Source organism: Streptomyces katrae (assembly GCF_002028425.1).
GTDB classification, from domain to species: Bacteria; Actinomycetota; Actinomycetes; order Streptomycetales; family Streptomycetaceae; genus Streptomyces; species Streptomyces katrae_A.
Window position 1 is genome coordinate 6,238,668 of sequence record NZ_CP020042.1, and the last position, 26,642, is coordinate 6,265,309.

A 26,642-nucleotide genomic window follows, 5' to 3' on the forward strand; every position below is an offset into this window, starting at 1 on the left:
CGTCCGGCGACGGCGGCCGTCCCGCGAAGCCGGTCGTCCGCGAAGCCGGTCGTCCGCGACGCCGGCCGTCCCGCGACGCCGGCCGTCCGGCGACGGCGGCCGTCCGGCGACGGCGGTCGTCCGGCGACGGCGGCCGTCCCCGCGACACCGGCCCGCGGCGCCCGCGCCAGGGCCGTACCGGGCCGCGCCGCCGCCGTCTTGTGGCCCGGGCCGCCGGGCGTCACCGTGTGGACCATGGAACGTGCCGCACATGTGCCCGCCGCCCCCCGCCGGCCCGGCGTGCCCGACGTGTTCGACCCGCGGCTCTATGCCGCGGGCGTCCCCCACGAGAGCTACCGGGTGCTGCGCGAGCGGTACCCGGTGGCCTGGCAGGAGGAGCCCGAGGTGGACGGGTGGCCCGCCGGAACCGGGTTCTGGGCCGTCACCCGGCACGCCGACGTCGTCCGCGTCCTGCGCGACCACACCGCGTACTCCTCCTGGCTCGGCGCCACCCAGATCCGCGACCCCGACCCCGCCGACCTGCCCTTCCTGCGGCGCACCATGCTCAACCAGGACCCTCCCGAGCACGGCCGGCTGCGCCGCCTGGTCTCCCGGGCCTTCACCCCCGCCCGGGTCGACGCCTTCGCCGCCCGGGCCCGCGAGCGCGCCCGTACGCTCCTGGCCGCCGCCCGGGACGGGGCCGAGGACGGCGCCGCCGACCTGGTCCGCGCGGTCACCGACGAGTACGCCCTGCTCAATCTCACCGACCTGCTGGGCGTCCCGGCCGCCGACCGGGGCCTGCTGCTGGAGTGGACCGTACGCGTCATCGGCTACCAGGACCCCGAGGACGCCCCCGCCCCGCTCCTCGGCCCCGACGGCACACCGCTCAACCCGCGCTCACCGGCGCTGCTCGGCGAGATGTTCGGCTACGCCCGCGAACTCGCCGCGCACAAGCTCCGCCGGCCCGGCGACGACGTGATGACGGCCCTCGCCCAGGGCGAGCTGGACCCCGCCGAACTGGAGATGTTCTTCTTCCTGCTGACCGTCGCCGGAAACGACACCGTCCGCAGCGCCGCCCCCGGCGGCCTCCTCGCCCTGGCCCGCGACCCCGACGCCTACCGCACCCTCGCCGACGGGCGGGCCCCGCTGGACCGGGCCGTCGAGGAACTCCTGCGCGTCCACCCGCCGGTGCTCAGCTTCCGCCGCACCGCCGCCCGTGACACCGAGCTCGCCGGGACCCGGATCCGCGCCGGGGACAAGGTGGTGGTCTTCCACGCCTCCGCCAACCACGACGCACGCGTCTTCACCGACCCGCACCGCCTCGACCTCGGCCGCTCCCCCAACCCCCACGTCTCCTTCGGCGACGGCCCGCACGTCTGCCTCGGCGCCCACTTCGCCCGGCTGCAGCTGCGCACCCTCTACGAGGAGTGGCGTACGGCCATGCCCGCGCCCGAACTCGCGGGGGAGCCACGCCGGCTGGTCTCCAACTTCATCAACGGGATCACGCGGCTGCCGCTGCGGGTGTCCGGGCCGCGGCGGTGACGTCTGCGACCAGCTCCGTCACGTCCGGGCCGTACGCATCGGAGTTGACCACCTTCAGCAGGAGGCAGAAGGACGCCCGGCGGTAGGCGCGCGCCAGCTTCTCGTGGTGGCGGGCCAGATAACGGGCCGCGGCCTGGTTGCTGTTGGCGGTCTGCCCCGACAGCAGGAACACCGGCCGTGCGCCCTGGTCGGTCGTCAGCCGCGCCAGCAGCACGTACTCGACCATGCCGGGCTCCCACCGGTACGTCTCGCCGCCGACGGCTATCGCCCCCCGGTCCGGTCCGGGCTCGGGGGAGACGTCCACCCGGACCCCCGGCAGCATCGACTGAAGGTGCGCCACCGTGCGGGAGTTGGACGCGGGACCGCCGACGCAGAACTCGGCGCGCTCGCCGAACCCCTGCCGGGCCTCGTGCGTGACGATCTGCACCGTCGCCCCGCAGTCCTTGATCAGGGCCGATATCTCCAGCAGCGCGAAGGCGTCGTTGCGGTGCAGCGAGGACTCGGTGCCGCCCATCTGCCGGTTGACCACGAACAGGCAGTCCGAGCCGGCCGGCAACCCGAAGAAGGCCTGCTTGCGGCGCAGCGCCCGGCGCCACAGGTACGTACGGGTGAACCAGCCGGAGCCACCGCTGATGGCCGTGGCCACCACACCGAGCACGATGTTGCGCACGTCGTCGTTCATGCGGCGGATGCTAACGGCCGCACCGCCTCCATGACGCGGCGGGTGCGGCGAAGCTAGGCTGCCCGTCCATGGTCTGACAGGCAGTCGACTGGAGGAACCGGATGCGCGCTCGCGCAGCACGTCAGTTAGCGTTCGCAGCCCTCGCCGGGGCGCTCGTCTCCACCGGAGCCGCCGCCCCGCCCCCGTCCCCGCCCGCGGCGGAGGCCGCGCCGGCCAAGGTACCGGTGGCCGTCGGCTACGGAGGGGCCGTCGCCAGCGTCGACGCCGACGCCTCGGCGGCCGGGATCGCGGTCCTGCGGGCCGGGGGCAACGCCGTGGACGCGGCCGTCGCCACCGCTGCCGCGCTCGGGGTCACCGAACCCTACTCGGCGGGCGTCGGCGGCGGCGGATACCTGGTCTACTACGACGCCGCCTCCCGCCGCGTGCAGACCGTCGACGGCCGCGAGACGGCGCCCGCCACGGCCACCGAGACCCTGTTCCAGGAGAACGGCGTCCCCATCCCCTTCGAAGAGGGCCAGACCAGCGGCCGCAGCGTCGGCGTTCCCGGCACCCCCGCCACCTGGCGCACCGCCCTGGACGCCTGGGGTACCAAGCCGCTCTCCCAACTCCTGCGCCCGGCCGAGAAACTGGCCCGTGACGGCTTCACCGTCGACGCCACCTTCCGGGCCCAGACCGAGGCCAACCAGGCCCGGTTCAAGGACTTCCCCGCCACCCGGAAGCTCTTCCTGCCCGGCGGACAACTCCCGGTCGTCGGCTCCACGTTCAAGAACCCCGACCTCGCGGCCACCTACGCCGAACTCGCCCGCAAGGGCACCGGGGCGCTCTACCGGGGCCCGATCGCCGACGACATCGTCAACGCCGTCCGCAAGCCCCCCGTCGACCCGGCCGCCACCCGGAAAGTCCGCTCCGGGGACCTGACCGCCGCCGACCTGCGCGCGTACGGGACCAAACGGCAGGCCCCGACCCAGGTGAACTACCGGGGCCTGGACGTCTACAGCATGGCGCCCTCCTCCTCCGGCGGCACCACCGTCGGCGAGGCGCTGAACATCCTGGAGCGCACCGACCTGTCGAAGCTGTCCGAGGCCCAGTACCTGCACCGGTTCATCGAGGCCTCCCGGATCTCCTTCGCCGACCGGGGCCGCTGGGTGGGCGACCCGGCCGCCCAGGACGTGCCGACCCGCGAGCTGCTCTCCCAGCGCTTCGCCGACTCGCGCGGCTGCCTCATCCGGCCGGACGCGACCCTGCCCAGCCCGCTGCCCCCCGGCGACCCGCGCCACCCTGCGGCCTGCGGCGGCACCGGGCAGGCCGCCCCGACCACCTACGAGGGGGAGAACACCACGCACCTGACGGTCGCCGACCGCTGGGGCAACGTGGTCTCGTACACCCTGACCATCGAGTCCACGGGCGGCAGCGCCATCACCGTCCCCGGGCGCGGCTTCCTGCTCAACAACGAGCTGACCGACTTCTCCTTCGCCCCGGCCGCCCCCGGCGTCCCGGACCCGAACCTGCCCGGCCCGGGCAAGCGGCCGCGCTCGTCCATGTCCCCGACCATCGTCCTCGAGCACGGCCGCCCGGTCCTGGCCGTGGGCTCCCCGGGCGGCGCGACCATCATCACCACCGTCCTGCAGACCCTGACCGGCCACCTGGACCGGGGGCTGCCGCTGGTCGACGCGATCAAGGCGCCGCGCGCCAGCCAGCGCAACCAGACGACGACGGAACTGGAACCGGAGCTGTGGAACAGCCCGCTGCGCGCCGAACTGGAGGCGCTGGGGCAGGCGTTCCGGCAGAACCCGGAGATCGGCGCCGCCACCGGCGTCCAGCGGCTGCGGGACGGCCGCTGGCTGGCGGCCGCCGAGACCACCCGGCGGGGCGGGGGCTCGGCGATGGTCGTGCACCCGCAGGGGAAGCCGTAGCCCCTGCGGGGCGGTCGATCCCGGGGCCGACGGCGGTGACCGCGACCGTGCGCTCCACGGGCGCGGCGCGGGAACCGTCGGCGGTGCGCCGGTCCCCGCCTGACGGCCGCCGGGGCCCCTCGGGGGGTCGTCTCCGGCGGCCGGACGGCGCAATGGGTGATCGGTGCGGCCCGGTCCGGGGCAAGGGTGAAGCGTGTCGACCACGAACTCGTCCAAACGGCTCGGTCTCGCGCTCCTCGGCGCCGTCCTCGCGGCCGGCCTGCTGGCCGCCGCCTGCTCCACACCGGCGGACGCGGGCTCGCCGTCAAGGTTTGAGGCTCCCGTAGCGCGCCCGTAACGCTGGTGCGGTCCCATGCGGGGATGGAGACGCCGACTGCGCTCGTGATCGGTCAACTCACTGAATACTTACGTGAGTTGACACGGAGACTGGACCCCGGGGCCGGCTGGTACGGGGAGTTCCTGCGGCGGGACCCGGAGGGGATGCGGGCCTGCCTCGACGGGGCCGCCTTACCCCCGTGGGACGTCATGGAGTCCCTCCTGCTGGACCTCCCGGGAGCACCGGGGGCCACCGCGCGGGAAGCGGCGTACGCGGCGGGGCTGCGGGCCGCCGCCGTCGCCGCGTGGGACGCCCGGCCGGAGGGGGCGGGGGAGCTGCGGACCCTGCTGGCCGCGGCCGCCGAGCAGCGGGCCGCCGCGGAGGAGGCCCTGCGGACCCTGACCGCCCGGCTGGACGCCACGGCCGACCCGGCGCAGACGCAGACCCTGTCCCGCGAACTGGCGTGGACCCACGACGACGCCATCCGGGCGACGTCGCGCCAGAGGGACTTCCAGACCCGCCTCTCCGCCCTCCCCCTCCCAGCCGTACCCCGCCCCCGCACACCCTTGCCCCCGGTCGGGGGCGCCGGGCCCGCGGTCCTGGGGACGGAGCTGCGGGTCGGGGGCGCCGGGCCTGTGGCCCTGGGGACGGAGCCGTCGGCCTGGGGCGCCGGGCCCGCGGTCCTGGGCACGGAGCTGTCGGCCTGGGGCGCCGGGCCCACGCCCCTCGGCCCCGAGCCGCCGGTCCGGGGCGCCGGGCCCGCGGTCCTGGGCACGGAGCCGTCGGTCCTGGGGGCCGAGCCCGCGCCCATCGGCACCGAGTCCCCGGCCCTCGGCGCCGAGCCGCCGGCCGGGGCGGTGCCTCCCGGGGCCGCCCGGGGGGCCTTCGTCTCCGAACTGCTCACCCTGCGGGCCCAAGGGCGCAGCGGCGAGGCGCACGCGCTGCTGTGCGAGGCGGCCCTGTGGCCCGCCGGGGAGCTGCCCGGCCTCGCCGAGGAGCTCGGGCACGCCGGGCTGGCCGCCGACTGGGCCACCCTCCTGTGGGAGGCGGCTTCGCTCCCGCCCGACCGGCTCGCCGCGGCCGCCGGGGCCCTGGGCGAGGGCGGCCGGGAGGACGACGCCGCCCGGCTGCTGCGTCAGGGCGTGGCCCGCCCGGCCACGGAGGTCGCCGAAACCGCCCTCGCCCTCGGCGCGGCCGGCCGCGACCGGGAGACCCGGGCCCTGCTGGAGGCCTACGTCCGGCTGCGCACCGCCGACGAGACGGCCGCCCTGGCCCGCCACGATCCGCACTGGTTCACCCCCCGCCTGCTCCGAGCCGCCCGCGCCCTCTCCGCCGGCCGCCACCGCGACCTCACCCACGCCCTCCGCGCGGCCGGCCTCCCGGTGGCGCGGGCCTGACGGTCCGGGCCCGCCACGACCCGGTCCCAGGGGCGCCGGCCCGGCCCAGGGGCCACGCGCCGCACCCCCCGGCACGGTCCCGCCGCGGGCCGGGATGCGCCCCCGCCCGCCGGCGCCGACCATGAGTGCCTGGTCGGCTCGGTCGGCCGGGTGCCGGTCGGCGCCCTGACCGACCGCTTCGGCGCCCGGCTGCTGTTCCCGCTGGTGAGCGCCCTGACCATCGTGCCCGTCCTGCTGCTCATCCCCGCCAGGGTCTCGTACGGGGCGCTGCTCGCGGTCGGCTTCGTCCTGGGCCTGGGCGGCACGACGTTCGCCATCGGCGTCCCCCTCGTCAACTCCTGGTTCCCGCCCCGGCACCGCGGCGCGGCCCTCGGCGTCTTCGGCATGGGCATGGGCATGGGCGGCGTCGCTCTTTCGGGCTACTTCACGCCCCGGACGTACCGGCACGGCGAGAGCCTGCCCTTCCTCGTCCTGGCCGCCGCCCTGGCCGGGTACGCCCTGGTCGCCGCCCTGCTGCTCCGCGACCGGCCCGGGCGGCCCGTACCGACGACACCCCTGGCCACCCGGCTGGCCGCCGCCGGCCGGCTGCGGGGTCACGGGGAGCTGTCGGCCCTGTACACGATCGGCTTCGGCGGGATCGTGGCGTTCGGGGTCTACCTGCCGACCTACCTCAAGACCTGGTACGGCCTCGGCCCGACCGACGCCGGCACCCGGGCCGCCGGATTCGCCCTGGTCACCGTGGTGTTCCGGCCGATCGGCGGCTGGCTGGCGGACCGGGTCCGCCCGGCGGTGGTGACGGCCTGGGCCCTGGGCGCGGTGGCCTTCCTCGCGGTCCTGCAGGCCTTCGACCCGGCGCGGACGCCCACCGCCACGGTCTGCCTGCTCCTGATGGCCGCGGGACTGGGCACGGCCGGCGGCGCCGTGTTCGCCCTGGTCTCGCGGGTCACCCCCGCAGCCGCAGGTCGGCAGCGTGACCGGCATCGTGGGCGCCGTGGGCGGCCTGGGCGCCTTCGTCCCGCCGCTGGTCATGGGCGCCGTCTACAGCGCCCAGTCCTCCTACTCCATCGGCTTCATTCTGCTCTCCGACCTGGCGCCGGCCGGCTGCGTGTACGCGTACGGCCGCATGCGCACCGCCGCATGCGCACCGCCGGTTCCGCCTGACCGGGACCGCGCCGAACGCCCATCGCCTGACCGTAAATGACCGCTCGGCGACGTAACTTGATCGACTACTCCAACCGCGCAAGGTGGTCTTGCCCCACGCTGGGACGAGGCCTACCTTCGACTCCCTACGCACACCGTCTACGTGCGTAGAAGTCGGCGGTACCGTCGCGAGGAGCAGCTCATGGCCCAAGTCGTCCGCGCCGCACTCGTCCAGGCTACCTGGACCGGAGACACCGAGTCGATGATCGCCAAGCACGAGGAGCACGCCCGCAGGGCGGCCGCCCAGGGCGCGAAGGTCATCGGCTTCCAGGAGGTGTTCAACGCCCCCTACTTCTGCCAGGTCCAGGAGCCCGAGCACTACCGCTGGGCCGAGCCCGTCCCCGACGGGCCCACGGTCCGCCGGATGCAGGAGCTGGCCCGCGAGACCGGGATGGTCATCGTCGTCCCGGTCTTCGAGAAGGAGAACGAGGGCTTCTACTACAACACCGCCGCCGTCATCGACGCCGACGGCAGCTACCTCGGCAAGTACCGCAAGCACCACATCCCGCAGGTCAAGGGGTTCTGGGAGAAGTACTACTTCCGCCCCGGCAACCTCGGCTGGCCCGTCTTCGACACCGCCGTCGGCCGCGTCGGCGTCTACATCTGCTACGACCGCCACTTCCCCGAGGGCTGGCGCCAACTCGGCCTGGCCGGAGCCCAGCTGGTCTACAACCCGTCCGCCACCTCCCGCGGCCTGTCCGCCTACCTGTGGCAGCTGGAGCAGCCGGCGTCCGCCGTCGCCAACGAGTACTTCGTCGCCGCCATCAACCGCGTCGGCCAGGAGGAGTACGGCGACAACGACTTCTACGGCACCAGCTACTTCGTCGACCCCCGGGGCCAGTTCGTCGGCGAGGTCGCCAGCGACAAGGAGGAGGAACTCCTCGTCCGGGACCTCGACTTCGACCTGATCAAGGAGGTCCGCGACCAGTGGGCCTTCTACCGCGACCGCCGCCCCGACGCCTACGGAGGACTGGTTCAGCCGTGACCAACCCGACCCCCCTGTACAACCGCCACCGCACCGTCCTGCCCGACTGGCTCGCGCTCTACTACGACCGCCCCATCGAGCTCACCCACGGCGAGGGCCGCCACGTCTGGGACGCCGACGGCAACCGGTACCTCGACTTCTTCGGCGGCATCCTCACCACCATGACCGCCCACGCCCTGCCCGAGGTCACCAAGGCCGTCTCCGAGCAGGCCGGGCGGATCATCCACTCCTCCACGCTCTACCTCAACCGGCCCATGATCGAGCTGGCCGAACGGATCGCCGCCCTCTCCGGCATCCCCGACGCCCGGGTCTTCTTCACCACCTCCGGCACCGAGGCCAACGACGCCGCCCTGCTGCTGGCGACCGCGTACCGCCGCTCCAACCAGATCCTGGCGATGCGCAACAGCTACCACGGCCGGTCCTTCTCCACCGTCGGCATCACCGGCAACCGGGGCTGGTCCCCGACCAGCCTCTCCCCGCTCCAGACGTACTACGTCCACGGCGCCGTCCGTACCCGCGGCCCCTTCGCCGCCCTCGACGACGCCGCCTTCACGGCCGCGGCCGTCGCCGACCTGGAGGACGTGCTCGGCCAGGCCCGCGGGGGAGTTGCCGCCCTCATCGCCGAACCCATCCAGGGCGTCGGCGGGTTCACCTCACCCCCCGACGGCCTGTACGGGGCCTTCCGCGACGTGCTCAACCGGCACGGCATCCTCTGGATCAGCGACGAGGTACAGACCGGCTGGGGCCGCACAGGGGACTACTTCTGGGGCTGGCAGGCCCACGCGCAGAGCGGGCCGCCGGACATGCTCACCTTCGCCAAGGGCATCGGCAACGGCATGTCCATCGGCGGTGTCGTCGCCCGCGCCGAGGTGATGAACTGCCTCGACGCCAACTCCATCTCCACCTTCGGCGGTTCCCCGGTGACGATGGCGGCAGGCCTCGCCAACCTCGCCTACCTGCTGGACCACGACCTCCAGGGCAACGCCCGCCGCGTCGGCGGCCTCCTCCTGGAGCGGCTGCGCGCCCTCGCCGCCACCTCGCCCGCCGTACGGGAGGTCCGCGGCCGGGGCCTGATGGCCGGACTGGAGCTCACCGAGCCTGGCACCGACCGCGCCGACCCGCAGGCGGCCGCCGCGGTCCTGGAGGCCGCCCGCGCGGGCGGCCTGCTCATCGGCAAGGGCGGCGGGCACGACACCAGCGTGCTGCGCATCGCGCCGCCGCTCTCCCTCACCGTGGCCGAGGCGGAAGAGGGGGCCGAGATCCTCGGACAGGCCCTCCGCAGCATCGAGTAGGGGGACCGAATGAGCATCCGCACCCTGATCAGAGGCGGCCTCGTCGTCACCGCCGCCGACGAGCTCCACGCCGACGTCCTCGTCGAGGACGGCCGCGTGGCGGCGCTCGCCGCCACCGGCTCGGCCGCCGCCGGCGCCTGGACGGCCGACCGCACGATCGACGCGAGCGGCAAGTACGTCATCCCGGGCGGGGTCGACGCCCACACCCACATGGAGCTGCCGTTCGGCGGCACCTCCGCCTCCGACACCTTCGAGACCGGCACCCGAGCCGCCGCCTGGGGCGGCACGACCACCATCGTCGACTTCGCCGTCCAGAGCGTGGGCCGCTCCCTGCGCGAGGGACTCGACACCTGGTACGACAAGGCCGACGGCAACTGCGCGATCGACTACGCCTTCCACATGATCCTGTCGGACGTCAACGAGCACACCTTGAAGGAGATGGACCACCTCGTCGGCGAGGGCGTCACCTCCTTCAAGCTGTTCATGGCCTATCCCGGCGTCTTCTACAGCGACGACGGGCAGATCCTGCGCGCGATGCAGCGGGCCTCGTCCAACGGCGGACTGATCATGATGCACGCCGAGAACGGCATCGCCATCGACGTCCTCGTGGAACAGGCCCTGGCCCGCGGCGAGACCGACCCCCGCCACCACGGCGAGGTCCGCAAGGTCCTCCTGGAGGCCGAGGCCACCCACCGGGCGATCCAGCTCGCCCGGGTCGCCGGCTCCCCGCTCTACGTCGTCCACGTCTCGGCGGAGGAGGCCGTCGCGGAACTCGCCGCCGCCCGCGACAAGGGCCTGCCGGTCTTCGGCGAAACCTGCCCCCAGTACCTGTTCCTCTCCACCGACAACCTCGCCGAGCCGGACTTCCAGGGCGCCAAGTACGTCTGCTCCACCCCCCTGCGCCCTCGCGAGCACCAGGCGGCCCTCTGGCGCGGCCTGCGCACCAACGACCTCCAGGTGGTCTCCACCGACCACTGCCCGTTCTGCTTCCGCGGCCAGAAGGAACTGGGCCGGGGCGACTTCTCCAAGATCCCCAACGGTCTCCCCGGCGTGGAGAACCGCATGGACCTCCTCCACCAGGCCGTCCTGGACGGCCACATCACCCGCCGCCGCTGGATCGAGATCGCCTGCGCGACCCCGGCCCGGATGTTCGGCCTCTACCCGCAGAAGGGCACCATCGCCCCGGGTTCGGACGCCGACATCGTCCTCTACGATCCGCACGCCGAGCAGGTCATCTCCGCCGAGACCCACCACATGAACGTGGACTACTCGGCGTACGAGGGCAGGCGGATCACCGGACGCGTCGACACGGTCCTCTCCCGGGGCGAACCCGTCATCGACCGCCGCGCCTACACCGGCCGGGCCGGGCACGGGGCCTTCGTGCACCGCTCCACCTGCCAGTACCTCTAGAGGGTGTCCGGGGCCCGCACGCCCCGGGCCCGTACTACCCAGCAAGGAGCAGCCGCCCATGGACTTCGGCATCGTCCTCCAGACGGACCCGCCCGCCTCCCAGGTCATCAGCCTGATGAAGCGCGCCGAACGCAACGGCTTCCGCTACGGCTGGACCTTCGACTCGGCGGTCCTGTGGCAGGAGCCGTTCGTCATCTACAGCCAGATCCTCGCCAACACGCAGAAGCTGCACATCGGCCCCATGGTGACCAACCCGGGCACCCGCACCTGGGAGGTCACCGCCTCCACCTTCGCCACCCTCAACGACATGTACGGCAACCGCACCGTCTGCGGCATCGGCCGCGGCGACTCCGCCATGCGCGTCGCCGGCCGTGCCCCCAACACCCTGGCCCGCCTCGGCGAGGCCATCGAGGTCATCCGCGACCTGGCCGAAGGCCGCGAGGCGCTCGTGGACGGCAACCCGATCCGCATCCCCTGGATCAAGAACGGCAGACTCCCCGTCTGGATGGCCGCGTACGGCCCCAAGGCCCTCGCCCTGACCGGCCAGAAGGCCGACGGCTTCATCCTCCAGCTGGCCGACCCGTTCCTCACGGAATGGATGGTCAAAGCGGTCCGCGACGCCGCCGCCGAGGCGGGCCGCGACCCGGCGTCGGTCACCATCTGCGTGGCGGCCCCCGCCTACGTCACGGCCGACGACTCGCCGTCCGCCCTGGCCCACGCCCGCGACCAGTGCCGCTGGTTCGGCGGCATGGTCGGCAACCACGTGGCCGACCTCGTCTCCCGCTACGGCGAACACTCGGGCATGGTCCCCGACGAACTCACCGAGTACATCAAGGCCCGCCACGGATACGACTACAGCCACCACGGCCGCGCCGGAAACCCTTCCACCGACTTCGTCCCGGACGAGATCGTCGACCGCTTCTGCCTCCTGGGCCCGCCCGAGGCCCACATCGAGAAGCTCCGCGCCCTACGTGACCTCGGCGTCGACCAGTTCGCCGTCTACGACATGCACGACGCGAGGGAGGCGACCATCGACGCCTACGGCGCGAGGATCATCCCGGCACTGCGGGACTGACCGCAGGCCCGGCATGAGGCCGGGACCCGGCAGCCTGGCACCTGGCATGGGCCCCGGCCGTCGGGGCCGGACCGAAGCGTGGAACGCCATCGAGGCCAGGAGCATCCTTCAAGGAAGGCGCGGAAGAAGCTCCAGCCATGCCCGCGTCTCCTGGACGACAGAGTCGCTACCTTCCAGGAGCAGACGGAGAGGAAGCAGCGGAGTGAGCATGTTCTTGATTCGGCGTAGCTGCAGCATCTGGTCCCGCGGCGCTGATTTCCACCCTTCGGCGAGCCGGGTGCCTGCCTCCAGCGACATTCCCACGTTCCGCAGGATCTCTGAACAGAGGGCGATAAGATCTCGGGACGCATCCTCCTTGCTGACCCCGAACTCCCGGATCATATAGGCACGCACGGAGGCCGAATCGGCAATTGCCTGCTGTGGTGTCTGAACCGATTCCTTTCTGGAGATTGCGGAGAGAGCGAGACGGCCCCAGCGGAGCCGTGTTTCGTCCGAGAGCCCAGGTGACTGCATGCCGCCGACGGCGAAATCCCGCAACTGTTCCCAGCGCTCATGCGGCCAGGCTGTCACTTCGGGTGTCAGCAGGTGCCGTTCCACGTCCTCCAGGGAAGATCCGAGGAACCTGCGCTCGCTTCCGTGGGATCCGCCTGTCTTGGGGGAACGGTCAGAGGAGGGGGATTCCTGCACGTTCAAATGCGTCCTTCCCAATTTCAAGGCTCTCCTGCGAGGGCCAATAGTGTCCGCTCTGTCTGTTGATGGACATGCCGAAGTAGTTGCCACCGCTTCCGGCTATCTCCGCCTCGCCCGCAGCAAGGACAGGTGCCCCGTTTGTCAGCACAGGGTGCTTCAGCTCGGTGCCTTGAACGTGCTTGGGGATAAAGACCAGCTCTCCCTCTTCAGTCACCGCCCACTTCACCGTGCCCGAGTTGATGACGTCATCGAACCCTGTATCACCAACACGTACGGGCTTCACTCCGAGCCGTTCGGCGTCTGCCAGCTCGCCTGCCAGCTCTTCGGGCATCCGATTAGGGAACGGGCAGGGTGAAAGTCCTCTTGGGTCGCTCCACGTCTGTGGGTTGTTGACGTAGGCCGCCGGGTTCGGTGCTGGGGCGAGTCCCAAGGGGTCCTGGGAGAGGTATCGTGCCGATTCTGGGTCATAATAGCGGAAGTGGTTGTAATGGAGCCCCGACTCCGGGTCGAAATACTGTCCTGGGAATCGTAGCGGGGTATAGGCGGTTGCGTCGCGGGTCCATGTTGTCGTGCCCCACAGCGTCGCGCGCGTGCGCCAGGCCAGTTGGCCCGATTCGTCGATCAGTTCGGTCGGTGTGCCGATTAGGTCAGTGACGATGGCGAAGAAACGCTCGTCGGTGGAATCCTTGCGGCGTTCTGTTTGGGCAATGGGGCGCAGGCCTGCATGGTCCCAGGTGAGGGTGATGTCCGCGGTTGTCTGCTCGCAGAGGGTCGTGCCGTCCCAGATGAAGTGGACCTCCTGGACAGGGGACTGCTTCGATATCCGGCGGCCCAGTGGGTCGTAAGCGTACCGCCAGACAGTGCCCCCGGGTGTGGTCACCGCGGTGAGACGGTCCTCCGCGTCCCACTCGTAGCGCCAGGTATCGGGCTTCCGGGAGAGACGGGTCTTCTGGCGTAGAACAAGCCGCCCCTGGTCGTCGTGTTCGTAGCGGATGGCGCCCGCGCTGGTGATCCGAGTGCCCTGATAGTCGCGCGTGCCTGTCGCGGTGTGGGAGGGGTGGGTGGCCGGCCACGAAGCCTCTGTCTGGTTTCCGGTGTTGTCGTAGACGTACTGCTCCGTCCATCCGCTCGCATGGACAGCCGTGACACGGCGGGCCGCGTCCAACTCGAATCGGCGGGCACCGGAGAAGGCGTCGTTTATGCCGACCAGACCGCCGTCCGGGCGGTAGGTGTACACCCGGTGCTGGAGAGGGCGGCCGCCCCGGGACGTGATCTCCTGGGCCGTCAAACGATTCATATCGTCGAACGACGACGTCAGAGAGGCGAAGTCCGATACCGTGCGCTCCACTTCACGGCCCAGGGCATCGAAGGAGAAGCCGAATTCACGTCCGGACGAGGTGAGCTTCGTCCTGCGGCCCGCCGCGTCGTACGACCATTCACTGACCGCCCCACTTGGCGTCGTTCTTCCCACACGACGGCCCAGCTCGTCGTACGCATACGTTAGCTTCCGGCCGTTCACCTTCTCGAACTGCAGTCGACCATAGCGGTCTCGTAGGCGTTCCAGTTGAGCGTCCGGGCTCGTGGCCAGTGCCAGTTCATCGAAGACGTCGTATTCAAATGTTGTGACTTTATTGCCTTCGACCTCCTTGCGGATCACCTGGCCGAGGGCATTGTGTGTGAAGTCGACGCGCTGGCCCAGCCCGTTCTTCCGGGAGACCATTCGACCCGCAGCATCGTAGTCGTAGCCCAGCACCCGGCCGTCGAAGTCGGCCTCCGCAACCAGTCGGCCAGCCGCGTCGTAGGTGTAATCCCACGTCAAGCCCTGCGGATTCGTCACCTGCGTCAGCCGCAGGTTGGTGTCATGGGAGAAATCGTAGCGAGCTCCATCCGGGCCCGTGCGGGCTGCCAGCAGATCGAACTCCGTGTACGCGAAGCGAGTCGTGGCACCCATCGCGTCCGTGTAGCTGAGACAGTTCCCCTCACCATCGTACGTCCAGAAGTCCACCGTGCCGTCAGGTGCGGTGCGCCGGGTCAGCTGGCCCTCTGTAGTCCAATCCAGTCGCGTCTCCGCTCCGAGAGGGTCAACGATCCGAACGGTACGACCGAAGGCATCGTGCTCGTAGCGAGTCGTGGCGCCCAACTGATCTATGACTTGTGTGGGAAGACCTTGGCGGTTCAGTATCAGCCGGATAGTGCCGATGAACGGGTTCGTCATCGAAGTGAGCGAGCCGGCTGCGTCGTACGTGAACTCTGTCGTCACGCCCGCTGCGTCGGTTACGGACATGCGATTGCCGTGCTCGTCGAAGGTCTGGCGAGTGGCCCTTCCGTCGGTGCCTACTACGCGAACAGGCATACCGTTCGTGTCGTACTCGGTCAGCTTCCGCCGTCCGTCCGGCCGTTCCGCCATTGTTTGACGGCCGTACCTGTCATAGGTGAAACGGTGAGTGTGCCCCAGCGGATCAGTCCGTGACAGCAGTCGGTTGTGGCGGTCGTACTCGAAGCGGGTGACCGCGCCGAGGGCGTCGATCTCGGCGACCACCTGTGACCGGTCATTGACCAAGTGACGCTCGGTGTGCCCCAGACCATTGGTGAGGGTGGTCATGCGGAGCCCGGTTGCAGGATCGACATCGTCCCACGTGAAGGTGGATTCGAGGTGCCCGTTCGTCCCTGACTGGTAGACGCAGCGGTCCTGATCGTCGTAGACGTAGTCGAAGCGGCTACCGTTGGTGTCGGTCCACGAGGTAATACGGCCGTGTTCGTCGCAGTCGAAGCTCAGGGGGCGGCCTGAGGAGTTGATGACCGAGCTGAGATGGCCGTCGGTGTATCCGTACCGCAGGATCTCCTGATCCGATCCGCCCTCCGCGGCCCCCGCGAGGTGCAGGGCCGTTACGCGTCCCTTGCTCGTGGTGAGCTTCAGGTGGTAGCCGCCGTGGTGGACGATCGCTGTCGGGGCGCCCGACTCGTCGTGCTCGAAGCTGATCCAGCGGCCGTTGCGGTCGTCGATCTGGGCCAGGAGCGCGGTCTCGTCCGTGTGATCTGTGAAGTGCCAGACCTTGCCGGTGTCGGGGTCGGTGATCGTATACCCGCCGGTGACGCGTTCCAATGGCCATTGTCGGCCGTGTGTGGGCATCACCGCGATGCCGGGGGCTGGGTGGGGGTAGGCGAGAAGGCTCCCCTCGTCACAGCTGAAGATGAGGCCCTCCGGGCCGATCTCCAGCTGCTGGTCCACCGTGGAAGACCACGTCGGCCCGAACCAGTGCCCGGAGCGGCGCGAGGAGTCGAAGGTGCGCCGAAACACGAGTGGGAGGGCGCCGGGCAGAGCGATGTCGGTCGTGGGCAACAGCATGCGGCCGGTCGCGACATCGACCGGGTCCCTCTTGCACACCGTCTCTTTGCAGCGGGTGGCGCTGCTCTCCGGATTCCGTTCATGCTCCCCACGGCGGGGAGACTTCAGATCGTCCAAGCGTCTCGCGGCTGCCCCGGCCTCCTTGAAGGAAGCCATGCCCTTGGAACCGATCAGGTCGGGGACGAGTCTGCCGACACCTTCGGCGGGATCCTTCATGAAATCGTCGAGCATCTGCTTCCCGGCGCCCCATGGGTCGTTGACCGTGGTGACGAGGCCCGCTGCCGTGGAGTTGAGGTGCGTCACGTACTCGGCGGGATGCGTGAGGTTGTACGGATCCTGCGGACTGAGGGAGCGGGCGAAGTCGGCGGTGCCGGCAGCGCCTCGGATGATGCCGCCCACGAAGTGGTTATTGGCCAGCTGCACGTACGCGATGCCGTCGGTGAGCTGACCCGCGTACGAGGGCTTGGGCGGGGCAGCGTCGCGCGCGGCGCGGACCGCGTCCGCGGCAGTCTGAGCCTGCTCGTTGCGCTGCTTGCGTGCGTTGTCCAGCTTGTCCTGGGCCGCCGCAGCAAGAGGCTTGCCCGGGTCGTCGAAGGTTTCGGCCGGGCGGGGCGGGAGATGCTCCTTCTTGGCTGTGATGGCGTTGTTGTACTCGTTGACCTGCTTGTTGTAGGCGTTGCGGGCGTCCTCGGATACCTTCTTCGCCTTGTTGTAGTCCTCCAGGGCCTCCTTGGCTCGACCCTGGGCCCATTCCACGGTCTCCGCGAAGCGGCCCATGGCGTCTGCTGCCTTCCCGAAGGCCTCGGACGCCTTGAACCAGCGCGGTGGCTGCTTCGCCACGGCTTCCCGGAACGCCTTGGCTGCCTGGCCCTTCAGACCGTCGGGCTCGGTCAGGTTCTTCAGGCCGTTGCCGACGGATTCGAAGGCCGTCTTGAAGTCGTTAAGGTGTCCGACCTGGGCATGTATCTTGGCCACGCTGCCATAGACCAGCTTCTTCGGATCGTCGGTCTGCCCGAGCTCCAGCTCGGCGACGTCGGAGCCAAGCTGGTTGGCGGCGGAGCGGGACTTGTCGCGGATCCAGTCGCCCGCTTCCTCCAGGCCGACCTCGTCGGCAAGGCCGGCGACCTTACTGCCACCCCACTCGACGAAATCGCCGACCTTCTCGATTCCGTGCTCGACCTTGTCCTCGACGACATCCGGTATGAAGTCCTGCCAGCCCATTAGCTACCACCCCTGGCGCGCTCCGCCTGCTCCAGCAGGTCCTTCATCGAACCGATCTTCCCCGTCGACGTCACCGTGTCCTTGGTATCGGACCAGGTCTGGCTGATGTCCTTCGCAGCCTTCTCGTAGGACTGCACGCTGTGGTCCGGCTGATAGACATCAGCGCTGAAGATTTCGCCCCAGGACTTCTTCTCGACGTCTTCTTCACTGGCGTGCGGGTTTCCATAGAAGGCGTTCGCGGCCACCTTGAAGCCGCCCTCGATGTAGTGGTCCTCCTCCCAGATCGTCCCCGCGGCGATGCCGAGGTTCCCGGCCAGGGCGGACGCGTCCTGGATCAGCGCGCGGACGCCCCACTCCCAGAGCTCACAGAAGTCCTCGAAGTCCTTCGCCAGGCCACCGTGCCCGGCCTCCATCGCCGTCATCGACAGGTTGTGAAACCCTGCCCCCTGCGACGCACCGGCCGCATCAGCGAACTCCCGCAGCTCGGACACGGCATCCCGCAACCCCTTCTGGATCGCCGCCACCGCGGCAGGAGACACCTCCAGGTCACCCTCGTCCGCCATCAGGCCTCCCCCTGATCCCCGTTGTCGACATCCACGGCACAGCTGTCGGGCACGATCCCGGCCACGGGCGGGAACAGCATCGCACCGTCCTCATCAGCCACGTTCACGGCGATCCCAGCCGGGCCACCCACCTCGGGCACCACCGCATCCACAAGCCGCGCACCGAGGATCGAAAGGTACGGCCACTCCCGCCCGGCCTCCCCACGCGCCTCGGCGAACCGGGCAAAGGACTCCTCGTCCGTGAACGCGTACAGCCACCGGATCCCGCCTGAGACAGCAGACATCAGTCCGCCCGCGCTTTCATCAGCGAGCGGGACAAGCAGCACCGCCCGCCGGAACTCACCCAGCAGCTGCCCCGGGTCCCCGGCGCCTGCCTGATATGCGGCTATCTCTGCGGTCAGTTCCATGGTTGGCACCCCTTGGCCGGTAGATCCTCACCCGAACAGAGCACAGTACCTTCATCTCCGATTCGGGCTTTGCCCAGAGGACGCGAACTGGGCTTAGACCACGGTGCCCGGTGTAGAAGGGCGAAGGACCAGCCAGGTCCGAGCATTGGCGGCGTCCATTCCGGGGTGGAGGGATGGCCCCGCCGCGCCTGTGGCGGGAAGGGCCAATGGGCGGTCTTGGCCGCCGACTGCGTCCGCACGCTGGTGCACATGCTCGTTGGCGGGCGCGGGTCATCGGATGGCGGAGGCTGAGCACGCCTGAGGAAACGCGCGGAGCGCAACGGTGCCTTGGGCGTCGACCAGTTCGTCGTCTGCTGGGCAAAGGGAGGGGCGCCGCAACAGGGTGTGTGTGCGACGAGGCTTGTCCGATAAGCCTAAGAGGGCGGGCTAAAATGCCACGTCACACGCACTCTGCCCCTCGCGGCCCTGTCGCAAAGCTGCTGTAGGTGCGATTCCGTACGGGCGTTCCGCCCCGCACCTTGGAGAGTTCCCGCCGTGTTCGGACAGCCTTCCCGTTCGCATGCCGTCACGGCCGGCGTCGCAGTCGCGGCACTGGCCGTTTCGCTCGTCGGTTGTGGGAGCCCCGAGGGAGGGACGGGGAAGGGGACTGCGACACCGGCGAGCAGTCACGCCGCAACGGCCGCGCCTTCCCCCTCGGCCGAAGGGAGGGTGCGGATGCCGACCGGCCCGGCCGTGAGCATGGCCAAGGCCCGGGACACCGCCGTCGGCCCGATCATGGTGACCAGGCTGTCCGGCCCGAAGTCCGGCGTGACCGGCCAGGTGTGGGTCTGGCTTCCTCCCGAGTACAACGACCCCGCGTACGCCAGGACCGGCTTCCCGGTGCTGACCCTGTACGCGGGCGGCCAGAGCAACGGCTACAACACCTGGGCCGGCAGCGAGCTGCCGATCCAGGAGGAGGACGTGCGGCTGGCCAAGGCGGGCAAGGCCCATCCGTTCATCATGGTCATGCCGGTGCAGAACTTCAGCAGCGACGAGAAGAGGGCGCTGGACTGCTCGGACATCCCTGGCCAGCCCAAGATGGCGACCTGGATGGCCCAGGACATCCCGGACTGGGTCCGCGCCCATTTCCGCACCCTCAGGGGCCGCGACAGCTGGGGCGTCATGGGCGCCTCGACGGGTGGGTTCTGCAGCGCCAAGCTCGCGCTGCAGTACCCGGACGTCTACAGGGCCGCCGTGCCGATCGACGGCTACTTCGTCCCGGACTCGCGCCTGTGGCAGGGACACGAGGCGGAGAAGGCGGCCAACAGCCCCGACCAGCTGGTCGCCCAGGGCAAGGCCGACGTGAAGATGCTGGTCACGGCCGGCGGGGCGGACGCGTACGAGAGGGGTGTGGTCAAAAGCTGGATGGCCAAGGCGGCGCCGCCGGTCGCCATGGAGTACTACGAGCAGCCCGGCGGCAAGCATCTGACCTCGGACTTCAAGAAGATGATCCCGGACGCCCTGCAGTGGTTCACCAAGAACCTCGAGGGCCCCGCCCACGACTGACGCCCCGGGGGACCGCTACTGCCGGGCCTTGCCGACGACGAGGTCGGTGTTCCAGGTGTCGCCCGCCTTGATCTTCTTGCCGGTCTCGTCGGTGAAGTCCTCGGTGTAGATGCCGGTCAACGGCAGCGTCTCGCCCGGCGAGGCGGACTGGAGCACGTCGCAGACATCCGCGTAGGAGGCCACCGGGTTGTCCTTCATCTCGGTGATGACGTCCAGTTTCTCCAGTTTCGCCTTCTGCGCGGCCGAGTTGGTCGTCACCTCGGTGACGATCATGCCTTCGACGTCCGGGAACCGCTTCTGTATCTTCTCGACCGCGGGGGTGTCCTCCGGTGCGAAGGAGTCGGGCAGCGCGGGGTCGTGCAGGTACGACAGCTCCCACCCGGGATCGTTTCTCTTCTCGCCCGCGGCCAGCGTGTCGATCAGCGGCCGGGCGTGGTCACTGCTGATGGCGTAGAACTGCCCCTCCACTCCGGCGCTCCCATTGCCGAGCGTGTTGATCCCGACCACTTCGGCCTTGCCGTTGAGCAGCGGACCACCGGAATTGCCGGGATTGACGGTGGCGGAGTGCTGCAGCGTGGAAGGGTAGCGCGGCAAGGACGGGTCCGGGGCGGCGTCCTTCACGTCAGGATTCTGTACGGCACCCGTGGTGAAGACGGGCTTCTGCGAGGTCCCCTCTTCCTCGAACGTGGCGGGATATCCGAGCGCGGTCACGTTGTCGGCGAAGGCGACGTCCTTGCTCTTGCCGAACTTGAGTTCCTTCAGGTCCGGTTGGGGGGACGAGAACGCCAGCACCGCAAGGTCCTCACAGGGGTCGATGCCGAGCACACGGGCGCTCACGGGCGCCCGGTCCTCCACCTTGACCCGCAACGAGGGCTCCCCCTGCACGACATGGGCGTTGGTGACGATGAGCCCCTTGGCGGCGTCGTAGATGATCCCGCTACCGCTTCCCTTCGGGCCGGTGATCTTCACCGTGGCAGGTGCGGCGCGTTCGTAGATCTCCTTGGGGGAGAGGTCGTCGGCGAACACCACCGCATGGCTGCTGGTTGCGAGTACCGCCATCGTGGCGATCGCCACGGTGGTCCCGGCGCGTCCCTTCATGAGCCCGCCGCCTTTCTCCACGCACGGACGACCCCTCTTTTCAGGCTAGCCCCGCCGCCGGAAGGTGTCTCGCCGACGCCCGGACGGCCGGGTTCACCTCGGCGTCACCCGGTGTCCCGCCAGGCGTCGGGGGCGGGCGGTGGGTCCCGACGGCCCGCCGTGATGTGATGGGGGCATGATCGATGAGTTCCTGGCCCAGGGCCTGCCCGACGTGGAAGAGGCCGTCCGCAAGGCGGCGGCGGTCGAGATCATGCCGCGGTTCCGGCAGCTCGCCCAGCACGAGGTCGACGAGAAGAAGGGGCCGCACGACCTGGTGACCGTCGCGGACCGCAAGGCCGAGGAGCACCTCACGGCCTCGCTGTCCCGGCTGCTGCCCGGCTCCGCCGTCGTCGGCGAGGAAGCGGTGCACGCCGACCCGGAGGTCTACACGGCACTACGGGGCGACGCCCCCGTGTGGATCGTCGACCCGGTCGACGGCACCCGGCAGTTCGTGGCGGGCGACCCCCACTTCTGCACCCTCGTCGCGCTCGCGCAGCACGGCGAGATCCTCGCCTCCTGGACCTACGCCCCGGCCCTGGACCTCCTGGCCACCGCCGTGCGCGGACAGGGCGCGTACGCCAACGGCGAGCGGATCCGCAGCGGTTCGCCCGAGCCCGGCGCCGACCTGCGGGTGGCGACCGCCCACCCCCTGTACACCTCCGAGGAGGACCGGCGCTTCCTTTCCCGGCTGGACGTGCCCGGCATCGCGCCCCGGCCCTGCGGTTCGGCAGGCCTGGAGTACCTGAGGGTGGCGCGCGGCGAGATGGACGCGCTGGCCTTCACCTGGCCCTCCGCCTGGGACCACGCGGCCGGGCTGCTGCTGGTCGGCGAGGCCGGCGGCGCGCAGAGCACCGTCGAGCGGGTCCCCTTCCGGATCGACCGGGACAACGCCCTGCCGTTCGCGGTGGGCCGGGACGAGGCCACCGCGGTCCGGGTGCGCGAACTGCTGCGGGGCGCGGCCTGAGCGGGCGGGGACGGGAGCAATAAGCTGGAGGCAGTGGCCGTCGCCGGACGAAGGAGCTCTCAGTGCCGTCGATTCTCGACGCAGTCGTGGTGGGGGCGGGGCCCAACGGCCTGACGGCCGCCGTCGAACTGGCCCGCCGGGGCCACTCGGTGGCCGTGTTCGAGGCCGCCGGGTCGGTCGGCGGCGGGGCCCGCACCGAGGAGCTCACCCTCCCCGGTTTCCGCCACGACCCCTGCTCGGCGGTGCACCCGCTGGGCGTCGGCTCCCCGGTGTTCAAGACGATGCCGCTGGCCCGGTACGGGCTGGAGTGGCTGCACGCCCCGCTGCCCATGGCGCATCCCTTCGACGACGGCACGGCGGCCGTGCTCTCCCGTTCCGTCGCGGAGACCGCGGCCTCCCTCGGGCCCCGGGACGCGGGCGCGTACCGGCGCCTGGTGGAGCCGTTCCTCGGCCACTGGGACACCCTCGCCCGGGACTTCATGTCCCTGCCCAACACCGCGCTGCCCCGGGACCCGCTCCTCCTCGCCCGCTTCGGCCTGACCGGCCTGCCGCCCTCCACCTGGCTGATGCGCCGCTTCCACGAAGACCGCGCCCGGGCCCTGTTCGCCGGGCTCGTCGCGCACGTCATCGCCCCGCTCAGCGGGATCGGCACCGGCGCCGTCGGCCTGGTCTTCGCGCTGGCCGCGCACGCGGGCGGCTGGCCGCTGCCGCGCGGCGGCTCGCAGTCGGTCTCCGACGCCCTGGCCGGCTACCTGGCCGACCTCGGCGGCGCCGTCCACACCGGCTTCGAGGTCAAGCGGCTCGACGACCTCCCGCCGGCCCGCGCGTACGTCTTCGACACCTCTCCGACCGCGCTGGCCCGGATCGCCCGCCTGGGCCGGGTCTACGACGGCTACCGGTACGGGGCCGCCGCCTTCAAGCTCGACTACGCCCTGGACGGCCCCGTCCCCTGGACCGCCGAGGCCCCCCGCCGGGCCGGCACCGTCCAGATCGGGCCCGGCAGCCGCGACATCGACGCCGCCCTCCAGCTGGCCTCGGGCGGCCGCGCCCCCCGCAACCCCTTCCTGATCACCGCCCAGCCCAGCCTGGTCGACCCCGGCCGGGCGCCGGAGGGCAAGCACGTCTTCTGGGCGTACGGGCACGTCCCGGCGGGCTGGGAAGGCGACCTCACCGAGGCCGTCGAGCGCCAACTGGAGCGGTTCGCCCCGGGCTTCCGCGACCTCGTGCTGGCCCGCGCGACCGCCGGCCCGCCGCAGCTGGCCGCCCGCAACCCCAACTACGTCGGCGGGGACATCGCCTGCGGTTCCGCCGCCGGACTCCAGCTCCTGCTGAGGCCGCGGATCACCCTCTCCCCGTACACCACCGCCCATCCGGCGGTCTTCCTCTGCTCCTCGGCGACCCCGCCCGGCCCCGGTGTGCACGGCATGTCCGGGCACAACGCCGCCAAGGCGGTCTGGCGCCACCTCCGGAAGGGACAGTGATGGCCAGGATCACCCTCGTCCAGGGCGACATCACCGCACAGGAGGTGGACGCGGTGGTCAACGCGGCCAACTCCTCGCTGCTCGGAGGCGGTGGCGTGGACGGCGCCATCCACCGGCGCGGCGGCCCCGAGATCCTCGCCGCCTGCGAGGACCTGCGCCGCTCCCATTACGGCAAGGGCCTGCCGACCGGCCGGGCCGTCGCCACCACCGCGGGCCGCCTCCCGGCCGGGCACGTCATCCACACCGTCGGCCCGGTGTATCAGGTTTCCGGGAGCGATCCGTCGCTGCTGGCATCCTGCTACCGCGAGTCACTGAGGGTTGCCGACGAGCTGGGGGCACGGACAGTCGCCTTCCCGGCGATCTCGACCGGGGCCTACGGATGGCCCATGGAAGATGCCGCTCGCATCGCGGTAGAGGCCGTGCTCGGCGCCGAGACCAACGTCGAGGAGGTCAGGTTCGTCCTCTACGACGAGCCGGCGTACCAGGCGTTCGCTGAGCAGATCGGCCTCTCGGAGGCCGAGTGACGAGATCCCATCTTGCCTGAGTCCCCATGACCTGAAGCCGCGCAGTGCGACCAAGCGCGTCGCACGGCGCGGTTTTGTATTGCTGCAATCATCCGGGCTGCGGCTGGTGACCCTGCCCGTTCAAGGCGGAGGGTGCGCGTGCTTGGGTGCGGCTGGCCCAAGCCGATATGGCGTGCCTGGGTGAGGCCGTCGGAGGCGATGACCGCGCACAAGCTGGGCGACCAGGAGCAGTCCGTGGCCGCCTTCCGGGTCGGCGGAGATGCAATCAAAGTTGCCAACATGGGGCAAAAGTGCAGTCCGGACCGCGTGCCGCGACGGTCAGTGCGCTCAGTGCGCCCTGGTGACCGGCGGGAGGTAATCCGCCACGAGCGTGCGCTGCCACCAGGCGCCGGTGTCACACCGTTCGCGCCGGCTGGTGAAGCGGTAGCGGTAGAGCCGGGCGCGCAGGAAGGTGGGGGGAGCGGTCGGGAAGGGGTTGTCCCTGAGCAGCTTGAGCAGGGACGGATCGTTGTCCAGGAGCTTGACGAGGAGCGGCGCCAGCCAGCTCCGGGCGTACGCGGGCGACAGCGCGGCGAACCACATCAGCCAGTCGAGCCGCAGGTGGTACGGGGCCACCTGGGGCGCCCGTCGGCGAAGGTCACCCGGCTTGCCCTTGAAGCCGTATTCCTTCCAGGGCGTGTCGTCCGTGATCTCGGGCTCGTCGGTTCCCTCGATCACCACCTCCAGACGCACCTTGCTGATGCTGCCGAAGGCCCCGTAGGTGTTGCCCAGGTGGAAGGGGTTGAACGAGAAGTTCATCCGCTGGTGCCGCGAGAGCATGTTGCGCACCGGCCAGTAGCTGAGCACCGCCACCAGGGCCGTGACGGCGATCACCAGGTCCTCGAACCACACCGGCGTGGCCGCGAACGCGGGAGGCCGCGGCAGGGGGAGCACCTGCGCCGCCGCTCCTGCGTCGACGGCGGACAGGGCGAGCAGGATGGCCAGCCAGTTGAGCCAGGCGAAGTTGCCGGACGCCACGAGCCACAGCTGGGTGACGACGACGAATCCCGCGGCCGCGCTCGCGACGGGCTGCGGCGCGAACAGCAGTACCGGTGCCACCAGCTGCGCCACATGGTTGGCCGCCACCTCGGCCCGGTGCAGCGGCCTCGGCAGGTGGTGGAAGAACCGGCTGAGCGGCCCCGGCATCGGCTGGGTCTCGTGGTGGTAGTAGAGGCAGGTCAGGTTCCGCCAGCAGGAGTCGCCGCGCAGTTTGATCAGTCCCGCTCCGAACTCCAGCCGGAACAGCAGCCAGCGCAGCAGGAACAGCACCAGGACGGGGGGCGCGGTGCGCGCGTTGCCCAGGAAGACGGCGAGGAAGCCCGCCTCCAGCAGCAGGGACTCCCACATGAACGCGTACCAGCTCTGGCCGACGTTGACGATGGAGAGGTACAGCACCCAGGGGCACCCCCACATCAGCATGGCGGCCCACAGGGGCACCCGGTCCGCCGCCCCCGCGGCCAAGGCGGCGGAGAGGACCAGGCCCGTCCAGGCGATCACGGCGAAGAACCGGTCCGAGTAGTGGAGGTGGAACACACTCGGAGTCCGCCGGAACGTGGTGGCCGCCAGGAAGCGCGGCACCGGAAGCAGCCCGTGCTCGCCGATGAGCGCACGGTACTGGTGGATCGAGCTCAGGAAGGCCACGAGGTAGAGGAGGGCCAGACCTCGCTGGAACACCAGTCGGCCCAGCCAGTAGTCGGTGTCCGCGAACCACTCCACGGCAATCTCCTACGCCGAGGTCGAGGAGGACGCCGCGCATGCCCGGCGGCCACACCCGGCATGACCGGGCGTGGCCGTGACGCGTGGCCGTGACTGCGTGAGCGTCAGGATTCACCGGGCTCGGACGGGAAGAAGGTGATCAAAGTGGCGGTGCCCTCGGGATCCACGACCTGGACGGCTGCCTCCGGGACGTTCTCGGTCGATACGTCGATCTCTTGGGGGCGAGGCACCATGTGCCGAAGTACGACGGGGTGGGGCGGCGCCTGACCGCCCACGCCGACGACGACCACGTCGTCCTTCGGGTCGTAGGCCACGTAGGAGAAGGGCAGCCGCTCGGCCTCGTACTGATGCCCGATCGAAGGGTCCAGCACTTCGATGGTGACGAGCTGCCCTGCACGGGCAGCGGTGACCTCGTCGAGCGTGGTCCTCCATGCACTGCGGTCGAGCGTTGGGGCGGCCATGGTGTCGTTTCCTTCCTCGGGACGCCGCGGCACGAGCAACGCCCGTTGAGGCTTCTCCGCCCCGGCACGTTCACGTGCCGGGTTCGCCGCGGCTCTCTCCTTCGCTGGTCTGTCCTTCGGCGCTCTGTCCTCCGGCGCCGGATGAGACGGCGCTCTGCGGGCCGCCGCCCGCTTCTGCGGCTGGGCCTTCGACGGCCTGCCGCTTGCCGATCTCGATCTTGCGGCGCTGTTGCTGCTGCATCTTCGGGACGGTCACGGTGAGAACGCCGTTGTCCAGGTCAGCGTCGCAGTGCTCGCTGTCCGCGCCTGCCGGCAGGCTGGTGCGGTACATGAACTTCCCGGTCCTTCGGGTGAGCACCTTGCCCTGGTGCTCCTCGGACAGTTCACCGCTGATGACGAGCTCATCGCCCTCGACTTCGATGTTGATGTTTTCGGGCGGGTAGCCGGGCAGTTCCGCCTTCACGATGTACGAGTCGTCGGTCTCCTCCTCTTCGGCCATCGGCAGCCACGCCCCGCCGGTCGCAGTCGGAAGGGCAGCCCCCTCCAGAAGCCGGCCCATGTCGTCCCACATGCTTTCGAACTGTCGGAACGGGTCCATACCCGCTGCCGCCAGGGCGGGAAGACCACCGCGGCGTCGCATGATCGGGGCCATCACAACCACCTCCATGCATGTTCAACTAAACCGGCACGCCGTCCGGTTTATGGGGCGGCTACCCCGCCACCAGCGCCTAAACCTGTCGGCACGCCGCACCCGGCA

The 26,642-nt window shown here is 70.7% G+C and carries 21 protein-coding genes and 1 pseudogene; 13 read left to right on the forward strand and 9 right to left on the reverse strand.

From position 1 onward, the window contains the following. Positions 1-234 precede the first annotated feature (234 nt). Positions 235-1,521, forward strand: a complete 1,287-nt coding sequence (locus B4U46_RS28275; protein WP_079430472.1) for a cytochrome P450 — start codon at positions 235-237, stop codon at positions 1,519-1,521. Here B4U46_RS28275 and B4U46_RS28280 read toward each other — a convergent pair. Continuing rightward, a complete protein-coding gene (locus tag B4U46_RS28280) occupies positions 1,481-2,203 on the reverse strand; it encodes a hypothetical protein (protein ID WP_079430473.1) in 723 nt (240 codons plus the stop codon). The genes B4U46_RS28275 and B4U46_RS28280 overlap by 41 nt on opposite strands. 101 nt (positions 2,204-2,304) lie before the next feature. On the opposite strand from B4U46_RS28280, the gene ggt reads away from it, so the two are divergent. The 8 genes and pseudogenes from ggt (at position 2,305) to B4U46_RS28315 (ending at position 11,791) form a co-directional block, all read left to right on the forward strand. Then, entirely contained in the window at positions 2,305-4,116 is a 1,812-nt protein-coding gene (ggt, locus tag B4U46_RS28285) for a gamma-glutamyltransferase (protein WP_079430474.1), read from the forward strand. 193 nt (positions 4,117-4,309) lie between these two features. Further along, the gene (locus B4U46_RS37575; RefSeq protein ID WP_159036705.1) at positions 4,310-4,453 is read left to right on the forward strand and encodes a hypothetical protein; all 144 of its coding nucleotides are present in this window, start codon (positions 4,310-4,312) and stop codon (positions 4,451-4,453) included. A 77-nt stretch (positions 4,454-4,530) separates the two neighbouring features. Beyond that, complete coding sequence (locus B4U46_RS28290) at positions 4,531-5,829, forward strand: hypothetical protein (RefSeq protein WP_079430476.1); 1,299 nt, start codon at positions 4,531-4,533, stop codon at positions 5,827-5,829. A 129-nt stretch (positions 5,830-5,958) separates the two neighbouring features. Beyond that, a pseudogene (locus tag B4U46_RS28295) lies at positions 5,959-7,030 on the forward strand (MFS transporter); the annotation flags it as partial. A gap of 141 nt (positions 7,031-7,171) precedes the next feature. Further along, positions 7,172-8,014 (forward strand): nitrilase-related carbon-nitrogen hydrolase, encoded by an 843-nt coding sequence (locus B4U46_RS28300; protein ID WP_079430477.1) that lies wholly within the window; start codon positions 7,172-7,174, stop codon positions 8,012-8,014. After that, positions 8,011-9,306: an aspartate aminotransferase family protein gene (locus tag B4U46_RS28305; RefSeq protein ID WP_079430479.1), complete on the forward strand. Its 1,296-nt coding sequence runs from the start codon at positions 8,011-8,013 to the stop codon at positions 9,304-9,306. Before B4U46_RS28300 ends, B4U46_RS28305 begins: the two co-directional genes overlap by 4 nt. Positions 9,307-9,315: 9 nt before the next feature. Then, a complete protein-coding gene (gene hydA / locus B4U46_RS28310) occupies positions 9,316-10,716 on the forward strand; it encodes a dihydropyrimidinase (RefSeq protein WP_079430481.1) in 1,401 nt (466 codons plus the stop codon). A gap of 58 nt (positions 10,717-10,774) precedes the next feature. Next, positions 10,775-11,791, forward strand: a complete 1,017-nt coding sequence (locus B4U46_RS28315) for a TIGR03842 family LLM class F420-dependent oxidoreductase (protein WP_079430483.1) — start codon at positions 10,775-10,777, stop codon at positions 11,789-11,791. Positions 11,792-11,899: 108 nt separating this feature from the next. On the opposite strand, the gene B4U46_RS37580 is transcribed toward B4U46_RS28315, so the two are convergent. The 4 genes from B4U46_RS37580 to B4U46_RS28335 form a co-directional block, all read right to left on the reverse strand. Then, positions 11,900-12,388 carry a hypothetical protein gene (locus B4U46_RS37580; RefSeq protein ID WP_123995248.1) on the reverse strand — a complete coding sequence of 163 codons (489 nt, stop codon included), beginning with the start codon at positions 12,386-12,388 and terminating at the stop codon, positions 11,900-11,902. Positions 12,389-12,455: 67 nt separating this feature from the next. Further along, positions 12,456-17,048, reverse strand: a complete 4,593-nt coding sequence (locus tag B4U46_RS28325; RefSeq protein ID WP_079430486.1) for a putative T7SS-secreted protein — start codon at positions 17,046-17,048, stop codon at positions 12,456-12,458. After that, a complete protein-coding gene (locus B4U46_RS28330) occupies positions 17,048-17,611 on the reverse strand; it encodes a hypothetical protein (protein ID WP_079430488.1) in 564 nt (187 codons plus the stop codon). Before B4U46_RS28330 ends, B4U46_RS28325 begins: the two co-directional genes overlap by 1 nt. After that, positions 17,611-18,018: an SseB family protein gene (locus B4U46_RS28335; RefSeq protein WP_079430490.1), complete on the reverse strand. Its 408-nt coding sequence runs from the start codon at positions 18,016-18,018 to the stop codon at positions 17,611-17,613. Before B4U46_RS28335 ends, B4U46_RS28330 begins: the two co-directional genes overlap by 1 nt. Before the next feature lie 714 nt (positions 18,019-18,732). Here B4U46_RS28335 and B4U46_RS28340 point away from each other — a divergent pair. Beyond that, complete coding sequence (locus B4U46_RS28340; protein ID WP_107438331.1) at positions 18,733-19,563, forward strand: alpha/beta hydrolase; 831 nt, start codon at positions 18,733-18,735, stop codon at positions 19,561-19,563. Between the two features lie 15 nt (positions 19,564-19,578). On the opposite strand, the gene B4U46_RS28345 is transcribed toward B4U46_RS28340, so the two are convergent. Next, complete coding sequence (locus tag B4U46_RS28345) at positions 19,579-20,637, reverse strand: S1C family serine protease (RefSeq protein WP_237293150.1); 1,059 nt, start codon at positions 20,635-20,637, stop codon at positions 19,579-19,581. A gap of 199 nt (positions 20,638-20,836) precedes the next feature. Between B4U46_RS28345 and B4U46_RS28350 the strand changes: the two genes are divergently transcribed. The 3 genes from B4U46_RS28350 (at position 20,837) to B4U46_RS28360 (ending at position 23,669) form a co-directional block, all read left to right on the forward strand. Continuing rightward, on the forward strand, positions 20,837-21,664 hold the full coding sequence (locus B4U46_RS28350) for an inositol monophosphatase family protein (RefSeq protein WP_079430494.1): 828 nt from the start codon (positions 20,837-20,839) through the stop codon (positions 21,662-21,664). Between the two features lie 62 nt (positions 21,665-21,726). Beyond that, positions 21,727-23,145: a phytoene desaturase family protein gene (locus tag B4U46_RS28355; RefSeq protein ID WP_079430496.1), complete on the forward strand. Its 1,419-nt coding sequence runs from the start codon at positions 21,727-21,729 to the stop codon at positions 23,143-23,145. Next, positions 23,145-23,669 carry an O-acetyl-ADP-ribose deacetylase gene (locus B4U46_RS28360; RefSeq protein WP_079430498.1) on the forward strand — a complete coding sequence of 175 codons (525 nt, stop codon included), beginning with the start codon at positions 23,145-23,147 and terminating at the stop codon, positions 23,667-23,669. Before B4U46_RS28355 ends, B4U46_RS28360 begins: the two co-directional genes overlap by 1 nt. A gap of 327 nt (positions 23,670-23,996) precedes the next feature. Here B4U46_RS28360 and B4U46_RS28365 read toward each other — a convergent pair whose 3' ends face one another. The 3 genes from B4U46_RS28365 to B4U46_RS28375 form a co-directional block, all read right to left on the reverse strand. Further along, positions 23,997-25,424 (reverse strand): lipase maturation factor family protein, encoded by a 1,428-nt coding sequence (locus B4U46_RS28365; RefSeq protein WP_079430499.1) that lies wholly within the window; start codon positions 25,422-25,424, stop codon positions 23,997-23,999. A 104-nt stretch (positions 25,425-25,528) separates the two neighbouring features. Then, positions 25,529-25,885 (reverse strand): DUF5335 family protein, encoded by a 357-nt coding sequence (locus B4U46_RS28370; RefSeq protein ID WP_079430501.1) that lies wholly within the window; start codon positions 25,883-25,885, stop codon positions 25,529-25,531. Between the two features lie 70 nt (positions 25,886-25,955). Beyond that, complete coding sequence (locus tag B4U46_RS28375) at positions 25,956-26,537, reverse strand: Hsp20/alpha crystallin family protein (protein WP_208949821.1); 582 nt, start codon at positions 26,535-26,537, stop codon at positions 25,956-25,958. Positions 26,538-26,642: the final 105 nt, after the last annotated feature.